Origin of the sequence: Microvirga puerhi (assembly GCF_020089865.1) — a bacterium.
GTDB classification, from domain to species: domain Bacteria; phylum Pseudomonadota; class Alphaproteobacteria; order Rhizobiales; family Beijerinckiaceae; genus Microvirga; species Microvirga puerhi.
The window spans coordinates 1-16,180 of sequence record NZ_JAIRBM010000023.1 but is presented as its reverse complement, the minus strand read 5'-3'; the positions used below and the strand labels follow the sequence as shown (position 1 = coordinate 16,180).

Sequence of the window (16,180 nt, the reverse complement as noted above, 5' to 3'; positions counted from 1 at the left end):
GATGCGTGGTGAGAATGACGTCCTAAATTTCCCACAGAGAAAGGAACGTGATCGGCAAAGCAAAAGGCCCCCGAAGCGCCAACTTCGGAAGGCCTTTGAAACTGGATAGCCACCCTGGGGGGTGGGTCGCCTGAAACGTCAATACAGGCACTTTAATCCCCCCCGAATCATTGTCAAGACTTAGCGTCGATTCGGCGAACGGTTTCGCTTTGCCTCCGTAAGGAGGAATGATGAAAGGTACCCGTCGTTTTACGAACGGCCTCGCACATGCGCGAGAGCTGGCAGAGAAGTTCGACCCAAATTCGCTCACTTCCCGCGTTCGTTGCCTTGGCGCGTTGAAGAGGGCGGCGCCGGCGATCGGCCTGTCACTTCGACATGTCGCCCTGGTCGATATGCTATTTGCCACCTCGGAGGATCAGGATTGGCAGACGCCCGGTGTCCGGCCTGTCGTTTGGCCGTCGAATGACTGGCTTTGCGAGCAGACCGGCCTTTCGCTCACATCCCTTCGCCGCCACATCCGAGCCCTTGTCGATCTCGGCCTGATCGTTCCGGCCGACAGCGCGAACGGGAAAAGGTGGGGACGTCGATCGGATGACGGACGCCTGGTCGCAGCATATGGGTTCGACCTCTCACCCATCGCTGTCCGATACATGGAATTCGTCGAGCTGGCGGCTGATGCCCAGGCGCAGCGGGCACAGCGCAAGGCGCTCGAGCGCGAATTCACAATCCTTCGCAGGACCGTCGCCATGATCATCACGGCAGCCGAGGAGCAAGGTTTCCCCGGTCCATGGGGAGCATTCGCCCGTGACCTCGATCGCCTGATTCAACGCCGATCGCAGGGTCTACGAGAAGAACTCATCAACGAGCTTTTGGACCTTCGCATCGCCACTGAAGACGCCTTCAACGAAGCCTCGAAATCACGAAATCAGGAACCCAAGGGCGCCACATCTGGCACCCACATACTAACTACAACCGACCGCACTTCTGGTAATAGTAGAGATCAGCGGAGTGGCGCCTCCGCGCCACAAGTTGAAGTAAGAGCCGGCTCCGCCGGCAAAGGCTTTCCGAGAAAGCCTGTGGCGAAGTCGCGGCAGGTGCAACAAGATTCGGTGCCTGACAGGGCAGGGGGCTCAGAGATCGAGAGCATCCCGTTAGGCCTCGTGAACGCTGCATGTCCCGAGATTGGGACATATGCCGAGCGGCCCCCTGCCTCATGGCGAGACCTCTTCGAAACCGCCGCCCGTGTCCGCGCATGGCTCGGCATCAGTGAACACGCTTGGACCGAGGCCCGCGATACTCTCGGCGACAACCTTGCGGCCGTCGCGATCGCCGTGATCCTTGAAAAGCAGCGTACCGGAGATGTTTCCAAACCCGGCGGATATCTCCGCGGCATGGTCGGAAAGGCGCTCATGGGCGAGCTGCATGTTGCTCGGACCCTCTACGGGCTGACAGAGCGAGCAGGGCGCGTCCACCAGGATGCGCATTCCGGCCGAGCATCTTCCTCGAGCCGAAGTGCTCCGCGGTCGCTCGCAGCGTTTACGGCGTGAGAATAAGAAAAACGAGGACTGGAAATTTTGCCTGGATCTATTGGCGGCCTGCAACCTCAGGAAACTTCTTCAGTTGGCGCGATGTTTGGAACATCGCGGGCAATTTCGCCGAACGAGCCAATGTCATCGATACCGGAGACATTACCAATGCCGCCAAAATGATACTCATGAACGCTTCCGAAAAAATTGACGTCTGCCCATGTGATTATCGCGCCGTTCCATGGTTTTCCGACATATTCCTTTGGTCGCTGGATATACCCAGCCCTCCCAATCCGAGGGTTTCCTTCAAACCAACAAAACATGCATCCATCAACGTCGAATCTATCGGGAGCATTGATTTCGACTAGTGTCGAGCTTCTTGGTTGCAAAACTTCAGTAAGTGGAAACCTGTTTGATATTTGTCCATTCACATAGTGAATGACCATCATTATTTGATAACGAACCGTAGGGAAGGCGGTCCCGGTGCCCTGATGATTGTCTAATGCAATTTTGACCTTCATCGCGCCCTCCAACTGAGTCGCGATAAATTATCGATCAAAAGAAACTGCTCCTAGTGAATCATCGGCTGTTAATCCTTAATTCCCCTAGTAGAGATGCCAGACCGCTATAAGCCATCGGGGCGGTTCCAAGCTGGATTCGCATAAGCTTTGTTATGGAACCTAAGCTATTGATATAATTGATAAAACGATGTTTTTTCAGAACCTAAGGGTTCAAGATCACTGTCGAACTGGCAAGAGAGCGCACCGGGTACACTAAGAGCAACACATTCCACGTAGTATCGAATGCCTCTGCTAGGCACTCATGCAGGTCCCCGTTTAGATCTGTTATGACAACCGGTGTTGGCTTAGTCATTCTACGTCCGATCGGAAGGATCTTTCCTAGCGGATGATCTAAAGTGATCACCGTATCGGCAGGCTGTCCGAATTGGTTAATGTATGACGGCGAAGGCTCGACACGTCTCACGGCTGCCTCGGCGCCATGCCCTTCTGCAAAGGAAATACGCTCAAGGACATAGACGACACATGCTTTGTGGTGCGTCCGTGCATACTCTCTACAGGACGCATAGATCGAAGACCCAAATTGCTTGGCGAGCCCCATCGGCGTCTTAAGAGCCATAGGGCTATCGGCAGCGCATTCCGCGTAACGCTGGCCCTGGAATAGGACAAACCGAGCAAAGTTGTTAGCTTCTCTCTCGAACAGGTCTGCTATCTCAGGAGCAAGTGTCTGTTCACAGTCTTGGAAGAATCGGAAGGTTCGTTTGTGCGCAGGAAGCTCGTGATGCCCAGCCTCATGCAGTTTGAGGAAGGTTTGCCTTGCTAAGGGCACCGAGGGATCAATATGGATCAGGTTTTCTGCAGCGTCGTAGAGACCAAAAACTTTCGAAACTGCCGACTTTAGTTTATAAGTGACATCTGATGCTTTGCCGCGCAAGAATGCCAGCATCCGCGCAGGATCGAAGATGCTGGCATGTGCGACTTTGAGATCCGCGGCATCAAGAATTTCTGCCACCGGTGTTGGATATCTGTCCCAGGCAGCTGCCCTATCGAGTAGTCGCTTGGCTCGGGACTCAACCGCCCTAAGTTGATCTGGGTCTAGGCTACTGTCATCAGGGCGTGGCACCAGTTACCGTCTTTCGCGGATGAATCTCAGATAGCGAAGCAGTTCCACCTCTTCATCCGGTGTCAAGTTGTGCTCCGCAAAGGTAGCTACCCGTCCATGCCTTTCATGTTCAGATCGAGAGCCTGAGGGCTTTATATAACCGGCCAACTCCATAAGGTGTTCGAAGTTTATCTCGTAGGCGTCTGCAAGAGAGCTAAGTACATTTGGGGACGGGTTTGATATCTTACCGTTCTCTATTTGGCTTAAATACGCATTTGATACTTCTCTATTTGTAATTTCTTCTACGCGACGCAAGCTTAAGCCTCTGTCTGAGCGGATAGATGCTAGGTATGTACCTAATGCGACCGCACCGCCATTCTTCGCTTCAACCTGTGTTGCCATAGCAGCACTCCTCCTGAGCGATACACACCTTTTTGTAGTTGCCCTTTCCTCACGGCTCGTCAAGCGCGCTTGATGGTTGCTTGACATATCAAGCGCGCTTGTTATCTTACTGCCAAGATGCTCGAGAGATGGGCTCTAGATTGTGAGGTTACATGAGTGAGTTGAAGGATCCCGGTGACGATAAGGCCAAAGGTCATACCGTCACGATCATCGTGAACGCGCAGGAATTCGAAGTGTCTAAGGGAGACCTCTCGTTCGACGAGGTAGTAGATTTGGCATTCCCGGACGGACCCAGGGGCGGAAACTGGGTCTACACTGTGACGTATCGTAGGGGCCACGGTGAAAAACCTGAGGGTAGCCTGATCCCCGGCGGGGTGGTGAAGGTGAAGGACAGGATGATTTTTAATGTCACTCAGACTGATAAGTCGTAGTCCCGATCTGCAGCGGGTGAGAGACGAAGGCTTCGACCTCGAGGTTCGAAACGGCGTGCACCTTCTCGTGAAGAAGGTGCCGTACGTAACGGCCCAGCGAGAGGTGCGTCTCGGGACACTCGTCTTTCTGCTCAATCAGTTAGACGACGTCGCGCAGCGGCCGTCTGATCACCGGGCCTTTTTTGCCGGCGAAATGCCTTGTCATGCCGACGGCAGCCCCATGACAGAGATAATACTTGGGCCGGAGCAGCAGCAGATCGATCCATCCCTTATTACGAACTTCACATTCTCGCAGAAGCCCGCGCGCGGTTACTATCAGGATTGTTACGAGCAACTGACGACCTACATTCAAATGCTGGAGTCTCAAGCGCAGGCTATTGAGCCGTCCGCCACGGCGCGGACGAGACCTGTCGTTGAGCTGCATCCGGACGAATCTGTCTTTTGCTATCCCGATAGTGCGTCCAGTCGTGCGGGAATCACATACGCGACCCAAAAGCTCGCTATGGACCGAGTGGCAATTGTCGGCCTCGGAGGTACTGGCTCATATATCCTTGACCTCTTGGCAAAAACGCCTGTGAAAGAAATTCACCTTTTCGACGGTGATGTTTTCTCTCCTCACAATGCTTTCAGGGCGCCCGGCGCAGCATCATTGGGTGATCTGAAGGCAAAACCGAACAAGGTGGATCATTTTGCTGCCGTATATTCTCAAATGCGGCATTCGGTTATCCCTCACGCAGAATATATCAATGAGGAAAATGTCTCGCAGCTGAATGCCATGAATTTTGTGTTTGTGTGCGTAGATAAGGGTGGACCTAAGAAGATTATCGCCAACGCATTAGAACAATATGGAGTTCCTTTCATCGACGTAGGGATGGGAATCTATCAAAAAGATAACGCACTCGACGGCATAGTGAGAGTGACAACAAGCACGGCCTCCAAACGCAATCACGTACATGATGGTCATCGGATTCCGTTTTCTGATCGAGACGGTGACGACGAGTACGACTCGAATATTCAGATAGCCGACCTTAACGCGCTTAATGCCGCATTAGCTGTTGTGAAATGGAAGAAGATCTGTGGCTTTTATTGGGACTTCGACCATGAGCATTTTTCGACCTACACAATCGATGGAAACCACATGATCAATGAAGATAAGGGTGATGAGGCAGGTCTCGTTTAAACATCAATTCGTCGAGTTCATTCCGGGTAAGCTGGATGATGGGGTTCTATATATCTCAATGGAGTATGGCTCGGCCTCACATCTTTGTGCATGTGGATGCGGGAAAAAGGTCGTGACTCCATTCACGCCGACGGACTGGAAGCTAATTTATGACGGGGAGCGTGTGTCTTTACATCCCTCGATCGGCAACTGGAACTTCCCCTGTGAATCTCACTACTTCATCACCAACGGGCAGGTGAAATGGGCCGGTAAATGGTCAAAGGAGCGCATTGAGGCGGGTCGCGCCCGCGACCGACAAATCAAGGGCCGCTATTTTGGCAGTGAACCTATCGACGTGCCGAAGGAATCCCCGATTAAACGTAGTCTACTCGAACGGTTCGCGGAATGGCTTAAGCTACCTCCTCTGAGCACTGGCGCCTAACAGGTCCTGGATAAGCCCCTCCCCTTGAGCATCACGGAGCGCTAAGATCCAAGGCATGACGCTAGCGGCAAGACATAAAAAGCGGGCCGCTTTCGCGGCCCTGAGTTTCTTCCTCACCAGGGGGAAACACCTAGATGACGAGGAAGTCCTTGTAGGTAATTGCGAGGTTCTTCTTCACCGTCGCGATCTGGACCTGAGCATGGCTGCCGCTGCCATCGTCATCGTAATAGATGACGCCTTTCTTCTTGTCGTAGATGATGCGGTCATCGGCATCGTGGGCCTTGGTGCCCACATAGAACATCTTGCTCGACAAGGCGGCAGGCTTCGTCAGTGAGCCCTTCGATCCGACCTTGAAATACTTGTTCTCCAGATAGATCGAGTCGTCTTTCACATTGAAATCCGCGATCTTGTCGAGATTGCCCTTACTCTTCGGATTCACATTGAACACGAAAGCATCGCGGCCAGCGCCGCCGGTCAGGGTATCTTTCCCGAGGCCTCCGTAGAGTAGGTCATTTCCAGCGCCACCGTCGACGTAGTCGTTCCCTGCACCGCCTAATACGGTGTCGTCGCCGTTGAGACCATAAAGCTTGTCGTTGCCGGCCAAGCCATCGATCCGATCGTTTAGGCTGCCGCCAACGAGCGTATCAGCCCTGGCGGTTCCATTCAGAGTCTTGGCCGTCTCAGTCGTTCCCGGCTCCGCAGGTCCAACGTAAATCACTTCCTCGACGTTGGTTGCAGCGTAACCCTTGACGGTCGTGTAAATCTTGTCATGACCACCCGTCGCGGTTTCATTCACCACGTCGTTTGCATCATCGACAAAGTAGACATCGTCGCCATCGCCACCAGTCATGGTGTCGGCGCCGATTCCGCCATCCAAGACGTTCTTTCCGGCATCGCCTGTCAGGACGTTGTTGAGCGCATTGCCCGTCAGAGAGAGATCGTGCGCACCGTCGGCCGAGGAAATCGTTTCAACCACCGTGCCGGCGAGACTGAAATTCACAGTCGTGAACACCCGATCCGTTCCGCCGTTGGTGTATTCCTTGATCTGGTCCAGGGCGTTGTCGACGAAATAGGTGTCGTTCCCATTGCCGCCCTGCATGATGTCCGCGCCGCCACCCCCATTCAGGGTGTCTTCGCCATCACCGCCGCTCAGGAAGTCATCATCATCGCCGCCGTACAGCAGATCGTTACCAGGTCCACCGTTGAGGATGTCCCGGCCCGCGCCACCGTCAAGCGTATCATTGCCGGTCCCACCATCGAGCAGATCGTTGCCGCCGCCGCCAAAGATCATATCGTCACCGGCGCCGCCGGTCAGGGAGTCGTCCCCCTCCCCGCCCGTCAGAACGTCATTGCCCGATCCGCCATCGATGGAGTCGTTGCCGTTGCCCCCATCGAGGGTGTCATTACCTGCGCCACCGTCCAGCGTGTCGTTACCGTCTCCTCCGTCCATGGTGTCGTCGCCATAACCGCCAGCCATCGTATCGTTGCCGGATCCTCCGCTCATGGTGTCGTCACCGGATCCGCCGGTCATGGTGTCGTTGCCGTCACCGCCCTCAAGCGTCTCGCTGTCGGGGGTGCCGTCCACCACCTCACCGGGAGGCGGCAACACGATCGGAGGCGGCTCATATCCAGGGCTCGACGGAAGGCTTGGATTGGCCGGATCGTCAGGCAGTGAGAAGTTAGGATCGTAGATCACCTTCTCGATTCCCGAACCTTCAGGCGGGACCCAATTTTCAACGTTGGTGTAAACCACGTCGTAGCCGCCCGTGTCGAAGATCACCACGTTGGCGCCCGTGACAATATAAATATCATCACCAAGGCCGGCCTGCATCGTGTCGCCTGCCCCGCCCCAAAGGACGTTCTTCTGATCATCGCCGATCAGGGTATCGGCCCCTGCCCCACCCTTGACGTTCTCGATTCCGCGCAGAACGTCGTTGCCTTCCCCGCTCGCCGTCCCGGCCGCGAGATCGACCGTCACGCCGGCATCGCCGAACACGGCCCAGTCGCTCCCCGCGCCGCCGTCGATCGTGTCGTTCCCGGCCCCGCCGTCCAGAACATCGTTTCCTTCACCGCCGAAGAGCTGATCGTTGCCCGCCATCCCCTTGAGGCGATCGAAGCCGGCACCTGTGATGATCACATTTTCCCCGGCGCTCCCGGTCACGACATCGTTGCCAAGGCTCGTCGTGACGTTCTCGAACCCCTGCAGGGTGTCGTGACCCGTCGCAACGCTTTCCGCATATCCGTCCGTGAGGTTCACGACCGTATCGGAAATCCCAAAGCGGAGGAGATCGACGCCATCACCACCCATCAGGGTGTCGTTGCCGTCGCCACCTTCAACGGTGTCATTGCCCGCGCTACCGTCCAGATAGTTCGTCCGGTCATTGCCGATCAGTGTGTCGTTCTTCGCCGTCCCAACATATCCCTCAATGTTCTGAACGTAGATCGATCCGCCATAAGCCAGCGTCAGCCTGCCCAGGTTCTCTGGAATCTGGCGCAGATCGAGCGTGACCCCATCGTTCGTGTCTGGACGCCCGCCCGCGAGTTGGATCACGTCGAAGCCTACTCCACCATCAAAGCGGTCGTCTTCGCCAACCTGCTCCATGATGATCACATCGTCGCCGGCACCACTGAAAATTGTATCCGTGCCGCTCCCGTCGTAGAATTTGTCGACGCCCGTCCCGCCGAGGGCGGAATCGTTGCCGGCCCCAAGATGGACAAAGCCATCGGGAGTTATTGATCCTTCAGTTCCGTCGTAGACATCGTTGCCGGCATCCATGAACACCCACCCAACCACGCCGCTGTTGCGCAGTTTGTCTGCGCCAGTGCCAGCTGAGAGGTCGTAGATCCAGGAGCCTTTTGTGTTGGTGATTTCATCATTCCCATCCCCAAGGGACAGCTTTTTGATTGTGGCGTATTGAGCGCCATTCGTGATGATATCTGCTCCGTTGCCGCCCGTGATCGTGTCTATCTGTCCGGTATTTGTGACGGTGTTATTCCCATTCCCGAGGTTCACATTTTGGGTGATGAGCCCGCTGTTATTGATGACGTCGTCATAGCCACCGAGTTGAATGCCGGCACCTATTTCCGACTCGTTGTTGAGGTGGAGGGCATAGCCCGATCTGATACCAGCATCGGTCCCCGACACCTGCCCCCATCCGGCCACCGTGATTTCATTGTAGCCGTTCGGACCTCCGAAAAATCCCAAGTCGATCCCGTACGAGCCGCTATAGAGATAGCCCTCGACCCGGATCTTGTTGCCAACGCCACTTCCTCCGATGGCACTGTCTATAGAAACCGAGCTTGGGTTGATCCAGGCATCCGGCGTTACGATCAGCCAATCGTCTCCATCAACTCTGACGCTTTGTGTTGTTCCCTGCTGAACGACTATGCTCGTCATGATTTTTGCTCCGTCCTGTGCTTCCCATACGTGATATAAAGTTGCGTTGGTGGAGTTGCTATTACGATAATTCTAGAACTCAATCAATCATGATATAACAAAGCGTTGCACTATCGCAGGAGTTGTTATAACGATAATATTTGCCCGGACAGACCAAGAAAGAAGTTCACAATGAATGAACAACGTCGCCGCACGAAATCCGTGTCAGAGACGGATAAATTGATCGGCCGCCTGATCCGTCATCAGCGCAATCTTCGACAGATGAGCCAGGAGGGCCTGAGCCGACGGATCGGAGTGACTTTCCAGCAGCTTCAGAAATACGAGAACGGCTCGAACAGGGTCTCAGCCAGTCGGCTTTTCCAAATTTCCGAAATCTTGAACGTTCCGGTGACGGTGTTCTTCGGCCCGCGGGCCGAGGAGACGTTAAGTGAATACACTCAGCAGGAAATGCGTGAAATCCGGCAGTTCATTGACGGCTTCGCGCGCCTGTCGGCGAAAGACAAAGGTGTCGTCGTAAGCCTTGTCGAAGGCCTGGCCGATAAGAAAGCTCGTCGCCCGCGATCCGGCGAAGAGTCCAAGCAGCAGGCCACCAATGGCGGCCTCTCATAATCCGGTACCCTTACCGGTATTCCCAAAATTCGCACCGATCGCGCCCGCGGGCCGGAGACCGCTCTTGCCCGGCCTGCTGCGCTCGGCAAGCCCATTCCTTTCGTTGCGTCAGACGGAGCATGAGGCACGTGACGTCCTCTCTCGCTTGGATCCCGCTTGTGCGTCGGCTTTTGCAGTGTCCGTCGGCGGTGAACCAGCGTGTCGCGTCAGGTCTTCGATGAGGACTCGAGCCCTCCTTGTAATTTGCCGGGTGAAGCCCCTGCTCCTTCCCCTTCCAGGTAAGGCCGGATCGACCCTTCGTGCGAGGCAGCAGCAACTTCACAGAGCGCCGGTTGTCGGAGGCGAACGCCGATGATGCCCAGGGAAGCTTCGTTTCGGTCTTTTCTCCGGGTGGAGGCTTACCCCTGTTGCTCTTTGTGGTTCCCTATGCCGGCTGATTCAGGCCCAAAACCGTCGCGTTCAAGAATTTTCCCCTGGCCTGCAGCCATTCCTCGCGATCGGGCTGACGCCCTGCAAAATTCCTGCCTGCTCAGGTGCTCCGTTCCACTGCGCCCCCTCGGTGCTGCGCACTCTTCGAGGTTTGCGCCCTCCCCTGCCGTCATGTCCGGGCCCCATCGCAACGGGGTCTGAAGCCCCATCTTCAAGGAGAAAGACCATGAATAACATCGCTGAATTTCAAATCATCGGCCGCGTGGCTCGCACCGCCCAGGTCGGCTCGGCGCTGAAAGTCACCCTCGCAGCCAACTACGGCACGAAGGACAAGACGACCAACGAATGGAAGGAAGACCCGCACTTCAACACCGTGACGATCTTCGGCGAGGGCACTCAGGACTACATCGAAAAGCATATCGCCACCGGCGATCTGGTTCACGCCCGCGGCCGCATCCGCCAGAGCAACTACGAGAAAAACGGCGAGACAGTCTACACGGTCGACCTCATCTGCACCGAGTTCAGCCGCCTCGCTAAGGTTCTGGACCAGGCCGACTAACACCACCGGCGGGGGCCTTGCAGGCCTTCGCCCCTTTTTTGCTTGGTCAATGCCATGAACAAGATCCGCTCGCAGCTCCGCCAAGGCGCCCGCGCCTATGGCGTCGCGCTCATTTTAACAGCAGGCACCATGTCTGCAGCGACCGCGCAGAGCGCCCCGCCTGCTCCTCCCATGAAGGTCCGCGTCGTTGACGGCGACACCTTCGAGGACCCGTCAACCCGGACCGTCTATCGGCTCGCAGGCGTCGACGCCTGCGAAACGGACCAGCGCGCGGCGCTGGATGGTCAACCCTGGCCCTGCGGGGCCGTGGCGACCGCGTGGCTCGTGCAAGCCACGCTCGGCAAGGCCGTGACGTGCATCCCGGCCGGGGCTGACGCCCACCGGCGCATCTTGGCCCGCTGCGCGACCCAAGATCACGGCGACCTTGCGGCCGCCATGATCCGCGCCGGCATTGCGGTCGCCTATCGGTATCGTGGCCGTCCGACAGAGCAGGCTTACGCAGATCTCGAAGAGCAAGCTCGAAAAGACCGTAAAGGCCTCTGGCAGAGCGAATTTGAAATGCCGTGGGAGTATCGTCAGCGTCGCCAGCAACGCCATTTCACAGGGTCAGATCAGCCCGATTAGAGTCATCGTCCCCAGCAAGAGAAACAGAAGCGACAGCAATGGAGCCGGGGGATGCAGCAGAAGTTTGACGTTCACCAGTTGCAGATTCGTGGAATGCCTGTGTGGATCTTCGCGCTTGGTTTCAGTGGTGGTTTCTATCGTTATGACCTTCGTGTGTTGGATATCGATGAGTCAGGCCAAGTCGTAGGGCTCGCGCGTTTGTTGGAATATCCTGTAGCGAGCAATCATGAATTCAGTGCCGTTGATGCCTTGCGGTTTCTGAAGACGCTTCAGGATGCCGTTCATGCCTATGACACCGTTGCAGAAGGCGAGGCAAAGCGCCTGGTTCAGACATAGGGCGCACTCGCAAGCGAGCCGGGCTCTATTCCGGCGTGACGCCTCCACCGAACCCCTGACGGGTTTCGTCCCATTCGGGTAACGATCCCTTGCGCGGCGCGGGACTGGACTTATGCCGCCACGACGGAAAGCTCCTCCAGCCGTGTCGTAAAGCGCGGCGAGCGTCGCTCGAAGCGCGCAGTCCAGACCTGCTTGATCCCCGCACTCACAATCTCCCGCATCTTTTGGGTTATGCGGTGACGGTTCTGACCTCCAGTTTCTGATAAGGCCGTTTATGGAACTGTGGCTGGTCTCTGTATGAGTAGCCCATGCGGACCGAAATGGACGATTGAGGGTAAGGGGCAGAATTAGGCCATAGTTCGGATATTGGCTAGCGAGGTCTGATACGCCTTCGGAGGACCAACGCATGCGCCCGTTGCATCAGATTTTACTCACTGCCGCTGCTGTCTGTGCCCTGACAAGCTCGGTTGCGCTGGCCGACGACAAGGACAAGGATAAGGGCCCATCCAACGGCAATGGCTACGCTAATGGCTGGTACAAGAACGGCAAAGCCGACGGCGGTGGTGGCAGCTACACTCCCGGTGGTGGAGGCGGCAACAAAGGCGCCCCCGGCCCGCTTGCCGGAGCGGGCCTGCCGTTCCTGCTGCTGGCCGGCGGCTACGCCCTGGTACGTCGCTACCGCAGCCACAAGCCAGCGGAATAGGCCGCAGATTGGCCCACAAGGCGGGACTGTGATGTCAAGCGGGGTGGGACCCTGCGCGGTCTCCGCCCGCGTGGGCGAACTGCCGAGAAGACGCTCTATGGAATAATGCCAGAGTGGTTGTCTCAGTTACTTCGCCATGTCTCATTTACTGAGCAAACGCCCGTTATCCTACAAGCGGAAGTTCCTCTAGACGTGTCGTATAGCGTGGCGACCTCCGCTCAAAACGCGCAGCCCACCTTTGCTTGATGCCGGCGCTTCCGGGAACGATAGCACCGCGGCCGAAGCGACGGTTAATGCTGTCCACGGCACCCATCAATTTCACAGATTGCTCCCGGTCTCTGGCTTCGAACAAAGGCCGCGGTGCATCCGCCGCCCGGATCAGATCGTCCATGATGATTCCGGCTTTCACAAAGCGATAGCCGTCCTTCCAGATCCGCCGCGCTCCGCGCTTGGCGGCTCCGATCAAATCCCGGGTGTCGTTCGAGGCCTCCGGCAGCTCGACGGTCGTCGAGGCTGAATAGCGCGGATCCGTGTTGAATGCCGACGTGTGCATGAAGACCGACACGTGCCCTGTCGCAAGCCCATGCCGGCGTAGCTTCTCCCCTGCCCTCGTGGCATAGGCAGATACCGCCTCGAGCATCTCCTCGAGTGCGGTAATCGGCGCTCCGAAGGATCGCGTCACGGCGCAGCCCTTTCGCTGTGGCGGAACCAGCTCAAGGGCGAGGCATGAGACGCCCCGGAGTTCGAAGACCGTCCGCTCTCCGATCACGGACAGAAGCTGGCGGGCCTCCCGAGGAGGGAGCGCCGCCAGGTCCGCGGCGGTCGTGACGCCGATCCGGGCCAGCTTGTAGGTTGAGGCCGAGCCGATCCCCCACACGTCCGACACCGCAACGCGAGGCAACCATGCCTCCCGCGCTGCCGGCATCGTCAGATCACAAATTCCATTCAATTCCGGGTTCTTCTTGGCAATGTGATTGGCGAGCTTCGCCAGGGTCTTCGTCGGGCCGAGCCCGACGCAAGTCGGGATCCCGGTCCACTGGCGAACCGTGGACCGCAGATCCCGCGCCATTGCCGGAAGATCCCGCCCGGTGAAACCGGACAGATCGAGAAAGCTTTCGTCGATCGAGTAGATTTCGACATCCGGCGTGAATGTCCGGTAGACGTCGTTCATGCGCGCCGACATGTCGCCGTAGAGCGTATAATTCGACGAGTAGACCATGACGCCCTCTCGCTTGCAGAGATCCGCGATCTTGAAGAAGGGCTCGCCCATCTTGATTCCGAGCGCCTTCGCCTCGCTTGTGCGGGCGACGGCGCAGCCGTCATTGTTCGACAGCACAATGACCGGCCGGGTATGCAAACGGGGATCAAACACGCGCTCGCATGAGCAATAGAAGCTGTTTCCGTCGATCAGGGCGAGGGTCCTGCTCATGAACGGCCCTTCCGCAGCATGTGAACATTGCAGCGGGCCACGCCCCAAATCTCGATTTCCGCCAACTCCGGTAGCGTGAAGGAGGGCAGGGCCTTGTTCTCGAAGACCAGGCGCGGCCGCCCGCCTTCGACCAGGAGCCGCTTTAACGATCGCTCGCCATTCACAATTGCCACGACCACATCATTGTGCCGTGGCTGCAAGCTCCGATCGACGACCAGGATATCCTTGTCGTAGATGCCTGCATCCTTCATGGACCATCCGGACACGCGCCATAGGAATGTCGCGGCCGGATTCCGGACCAGCAGCCGAGCGAGATCAATCCGCTCGTCTATGTAATCGTCCGCCGGCGACGGAAATCCCGCGCAAAGGCCTTCGATATAGAGAGGTACGACGACCTCAGCACCGAGAACGACCTTCGCAAGCATCGCCCGTCACCCGTTTTCCGCCAGGAGAACGAATGAAGAACATAAAAGTTTAGATTTCGTCAAACAGGGGATGTTGATGAATGTGGATTACTGAGCGTAAGCCGTTGCAGATCCGAATATTTCCGCCATTCTTTGAAAGGAGCGCGGCTGGGGCTTCGAAACTTCATAACAATGATTTGGTGCCGACGCTCCCATGAATAAGGATCAAGACAGCAGCCTGGAAAAGGTTCTGACGGCGAATTTGGGTCGCATCATCGACATGCTCAAATTCGCAGAGACGAAGAACGCAGCGCTCCTAACGTTCTCGTCCGCATGGGTCATCGCTCTCTTCACCTTCATCACGAGCGATAAAGTTGTGTCTGAGGCCGTAAAAACCAGTGCCAGCGCGGGACTGCCGTTCTTTCTTCTAGCAGTCATTATCACCTTGTTTTCATTCGTGCCTCAAACCGTTCTGATTAAGTTTTTCGGTAAACAATCCAAAGGGATTCCAAAGAAACATAAGGCGACCGCAACGCATAAGAACCTTATGTTCTTCGGAGATTTAAAGGCCATCTCTCCGGAGAGTGCAGCACGGGAGCTCCGCGGGCGCTACGTGCCTCCGGAAAATCGCGCCATCTCCGACGGCTTCGTTAGCGATATTTCCGTTCAAACTGTCGTCATCAGCACTATTGTTGAGCGGAAGTTTCGCCTTTTCGATTGGGCGATCTCGTCAGTGATAGTCGCCTTCCTCATGATGATAGTTGTTGTGCCTGCAATCATGTTTGCAGCCATTGTCTTGGAGCGCGCGAGTGGGCCTTAAGGATTTCAAAGAGGAGGTCTCGTCCGATGTCGAGACAATCCTAGGGAAAGACTTCAGAATCGAAGTCACAAATACGCAAAGCGTTCCTCACGCAAGTGATAGCGGTATCACATTCCCTAATCTGGATGAGAAGATACAGAAGTGTAAGATTATCGAAACAGCAGTCCTATACATCGATATTCGGCGGTCAACCGAACTAAACCTTGAGCATAAACCCCAAACGGTCGCTAAGCTATACTCCGCATTCGTCCGAGCAATGACCCAGTGTGCCACGTATTACAATGGACATGTCAGGGGTATCATTGGCGACAGGGTGATGGTGATTTTTAATCCTTCCACCTCGTTCACTGATGCTGTTGAAACTGCGATTCTGATGAATTCAGTCGCTCAGTACGTAATCAATAGGCATTTTACCAAAAACGAGGTTTCCTGTGGTATCGGGCTCGACTACGGCCGGATGCTTGCCACAAAGACGGGTATTAGACGCCATGGAGCGGAAAAGCACAATTATCGGTCATTAGTCTGGTTGGGTCGTCCAGCGAACGTCGCTTCAAAGCTGACTGACTTAGCAAATAAGACCAGCTACAAAACCGAACCTGTTGTACAAGAGGGCTTATATTATCCACTCACAGATCAGTGGTCTTGGATACAGCAAGATGTTCCTGATTTCTTTAAACGAGTAGAGCCTACTTACCTCAACAATCACCTTGTTCACATAAATAACTATTTCAGAGCATGTTGCCTCTCTCAAAAAACAACTGGGAGCTCGACGCCTCCGATATTGATGACTGAGGCTGTCTACAAAGGCTACAAAGCAGCCAACCCCAAGGCCGATACGATCGCAAATAATTGGTGGCGTTCCGTGTCAATTTCCGTGCCTGGCTATTCTGGAACAGTTTATGGTGGTGATGTAATCAAGAAAGCTTTTAAAGATCCGTAGAAGCTCTACGTCTCGTAAGGCTCCATTTGATTTTGGGCTCAAGAAACCTGAGCGGCGCCGTTGTGTCGGGTGCAGTCGGTCCCGTGCCCGGCCGCCGCTATGCTGGCACTCCTGCGGCTGCACTTTTTCCCACCCATCGGCCGGCACTCGATACCGCGTCCCGGCTAAAGCCCTCGCTATGCTGACGCTCCTGCGGGTGCCCTTCTTCTTCATTGCCTCTGGTGGGGAGCGAGGGCTCTGCCCTCCTCTCCCCAGCAACCCGTCGCGGCGGTGTCCCCATCCTTCGGCCTCAAGGCCTGCCAGGACCGCTCTACGGCGGCCAGGGAGCCGCTTCGCATCTCCCCGGTGGG

At 56.2% G+C, this 16,180-nt stretch carries 18 protein-coding genes; 11 read left to right on the top strand and 7 right to left on the bottom strand.

What is annotated here, in order from left to right; genetic code table 11:
* The first annotated feature begins 227 nt into the window (after nucleotides 1-227).
* Nucleotides 228-1,547, top strand: a complete 1,320-nt coding sequence (gene repC, locus K9B37_RS21460) for a plasmid replication protein RepC (protein WP_224315585.1) — start codon at nucleotides 228-230, stop codon at nucleotides 1,545-1,547.
* A gap of 56 nt (nucleotides 1,548-1,603) precedes the next feature.
* On the opposite strand, the gene K9B37_RS21455 is transcribed toward repC, so the two are convergent.
* From K9B37_RS21455 to K9B37_RS21445, 3 genes are all read right to left on the bottom strand, one after another.
* Entirely contained in the window at nucleotides 1,604-2,047 is a 444-nt protein-coding gene (locus K9B37_RS21455; RefSeq protein WP_224315584.1) for a hypothetical protein, read from the bottom strand.
* A gap of 202 nt (nucleotides 2,048-2,249) precedes the next feature.
* Nucleotides 2,250-3,056 carry an ImmA/IrrE family metallo-endopeptidase gene (locus K9B37_RS21450; protein WP_224315583.1) on the bottom strand — a complete coding sequence of 269 codons (807 nt, stop codon included), beginning with the start codon at nucleotides 3,054-3,056 and terminating at the stop codon, nucleotides 2,250-2,252.
* A gap of 114 nt (nucleotides 3,057-3,170) precedes the next feature.
* A complete protein-coding gene (locus K9B37_RS21445; protein ID WP_224315582.1) occupies nucleotides 3,171-3,548 on the bottom strand; it encodes a helix-turn-helix domain-containing protein in 378 nt (125 codons plus the stop codon).
* Nucleotides 3,549-3,700: 152 nt separating this feature from the next.
* On the opposite strand from K9B37_RS21445, the gene K9B37_RS21440 reads away from it, so the two are divergent.
* From K9B37_RS21440 to K9B37_RS21430, 3 genes are read left to right on the top strand one after another with little or no spacing between them, the layout of a single operon-like run.
* Complete coding sequence (locus K9B37_RS21440) at nucleotides 3,701-3,979, top strand: multiubiquitin domain-containing protein (RefSeq protein WP_224315581.1); 279 nt, start codon at nucleotides 3,701-3,703, stop codon at nucleotides 3,977-3,979.
* Nucleotides 3,954-5,159: a ThiF family adenylyltransferase gene (locus tag K9B37_RS21435; RefSeq protein WP_224315580.1), complete on the top strand. Its 1,206-nt coding sequence runs from the start codon at nucleotides 3,954-3,956 to the stop codon at nucleotides 5,157-5,159. The genes K9B37_RS21440 and K9B37_RS21435 overlap by 26 nt, the downstream gene beginning before the upstream one ends.
* A complete protein-coding gene (locus tag K9B37_RS21430; protein ID WP_224315579.1) occupies nucleotides 5,140-5,580 on the top strand; it encodes a ubiquitination-like system serine protease family protein in 441 nt (146 codons plus the stop codon). The genes K9B37_RS21435 and K9B37_RS21430 overlap by 20 nt, the downstream gene beginning before the upstream one ends.
* A 130-nt stretch (nucleotides 5,581-5,710) precedes the next feature.
* On the opposite strand, the gene K9B37_RS21425 is transcribed toward K9B37_RS21430, so the two are convergent.
* A complete protein-coding gene (locus tag K9B37_RS21425) occupies nucleotides 5,711-8,977 on the bottom strand; it encodes a calcium-binding protein (protein WP_224315578.1) in 3,267 nt (1,088 codons plus the stop codon).
* A 105-nt stretch (nucleotides 8,978-9,082) separates the two neighbouring features.
* On the opposite strand from K9B37_RS21425, the gene K9B37_RS21420 reads away from it, so the two are divergent.
* The 4 genes from K9B37_RS21420 (at nucleotide 9,083) to K9B37_RS21405 (ending at nucleotide 11,534) form a co-directional block, all read left to right on the top strand.
* Nucleotides 9,083-9,586, top strand: a complete 504-nt coding sequence (locus tag K9B37_RS21420) for a helix-turn-helix domain-containing protein (RefSeq protein ID WP_224315577.1) — start codon at nucleotides 9,083-9,085, stop codon at nucleotides 9,584-9,586.
* Nucleotides 9,587-10,241: 655 nt separating this feature from the next.
* On the top strand, nucleotides 10,242-10,574 hold the full coding sequence (locus K9B37_RS21415) for a single-stranded DNA-binding protein (protein WP_224315576.1): 333 nt from the start codon (nucleotides 10,242-10,244) through the stop codon (nucleotides 10,572-10,574).
* Between the two features lie 54 nt (nucleotides 10,575-10,628).
* The gene (locus K9B37_RS21410) at nucleotides 10,629-11,198 is read left to right on the top strand and encodes a thermonuclease family protein (RefSeq protein WP_224315575.1); all 570 of its coding nucleotides are present in this window, start codon (nucleotides 10,629-10,631) and stop codon (nucleotides 11,196-11,198) included.
* A gap of 51 nt (nucleotides 11,199-11,249) precedes the next feature.
* Nucleotides 11,250-11,534 carry a hypothetical protein gene (locus K9B37_RS21405; RefSeq protein ID WP_224315574.1) on the top strand — a complete coding sequence of 95 codons (285 nt, stop codon included), beginning with the start codon at nucleotides 11,250-11,252 and terminating at the stop codon, nucleotides 11,532-11,534.
* Between the two features lie 110 nt (nucleotides 11,535-11,644).
* On the opposite strand, the gene K9B37_RS21400 is transcribed toward K9B37_RS21405, so the two are convergent.
* On the bottom strand, nucleotides 11,645-11,755 hold the full coding sequence (locus K9B37_RS21400) for a DUF4113 domain-containing protein (protein WP_224315573.1): 111 nt from the start codon (nucleotides 11,753-11,755) through the stop codon (nucleotides 11,645-11,647).
* Between the two features lie 194 nt (nucleotides 11,756-11,949).
* Between K9B37_RS21400 and K9B37_RS21395 the strand changes: the two genes are divergently transcribed.
* Complete coding sequence (locus K9B37_RS21395; RefSeq protein ID WP_224315572.1) at nucleotides 11,950-12,237, top strand: hypothetical protein; 288 nt, start codon at nucleotides 11,950-11,952, stop codon at nucleotides 12,235-12,237.
* A gap of 163 nt (nucleotides 12,238-12,400) precedes the next feature.
* Here the strand turns inward: K9B37_RS21395 and K9B37_RS21390 are convergent, their stop codons facing one another.
* On the bottom strand, nucleotides 12,401-13,666 hold the full coding sequence (locus K9B37_RS21390) for a Y-family DNA polymerase (protein ID WP_224315571.1): 1,266 nt from the start codon (nucleotides 13,664-13,666) through the stop codon (nucleotides 12,401-12,403).
* Complete coding sequence (locus tag K9B37_RS21385) at nucleotides 13,663-14,091, bottom strand: LexA family protein (protein WP_224315570.1); 429 nt, start codon at nucleotides 14,089-14,091, stop codon at nucleotides 13,663-13,665. Before K9B37_RS21385 ends, K9B37_RS21390 begins: the two co-directional genes overlap by 4 nt.
* A 193-nt stretch (nucleotides 14,092-14,284) precedes the next feature.
* Here K9B37_RS21385 and K9B37_RS21380 point away from each other — a divergent pair, with 193 nt between their 5' ends.
* Both K9B37_RS21380 and K9B37_RS21375 read left to right on the top strand, forming a co-directional pair.
* Nucleotides 14,285-14,890, top strand: a complete 606-nt coding sequence (locus K9B37_RS21380; protein WP_224315569.1) for a Pycsar system effector family protein — start codon at nucleotides 14,285-14,287, stop codon at nucleotides 14,888-14,890.
* On the top strand, nucleotides 14,880-15,830 hold the full coding sequence (locus K9B37_RS21375; protein ID WP_224315568.1) for an adenylate/guanylate cyclase domain-containing protein: 951 nt from the start codon (nucleotides 14,880-14,882) through the stop codon (nucleotides 15,828-15,830). The genes K9B37_RS21380 and K9B37_RS21375 overlap by 11 nt, the downstream gene beginning before the upstream one ends.
* Nucleotides 15,831-16,180: the final 350 nt, after the last annotated feature.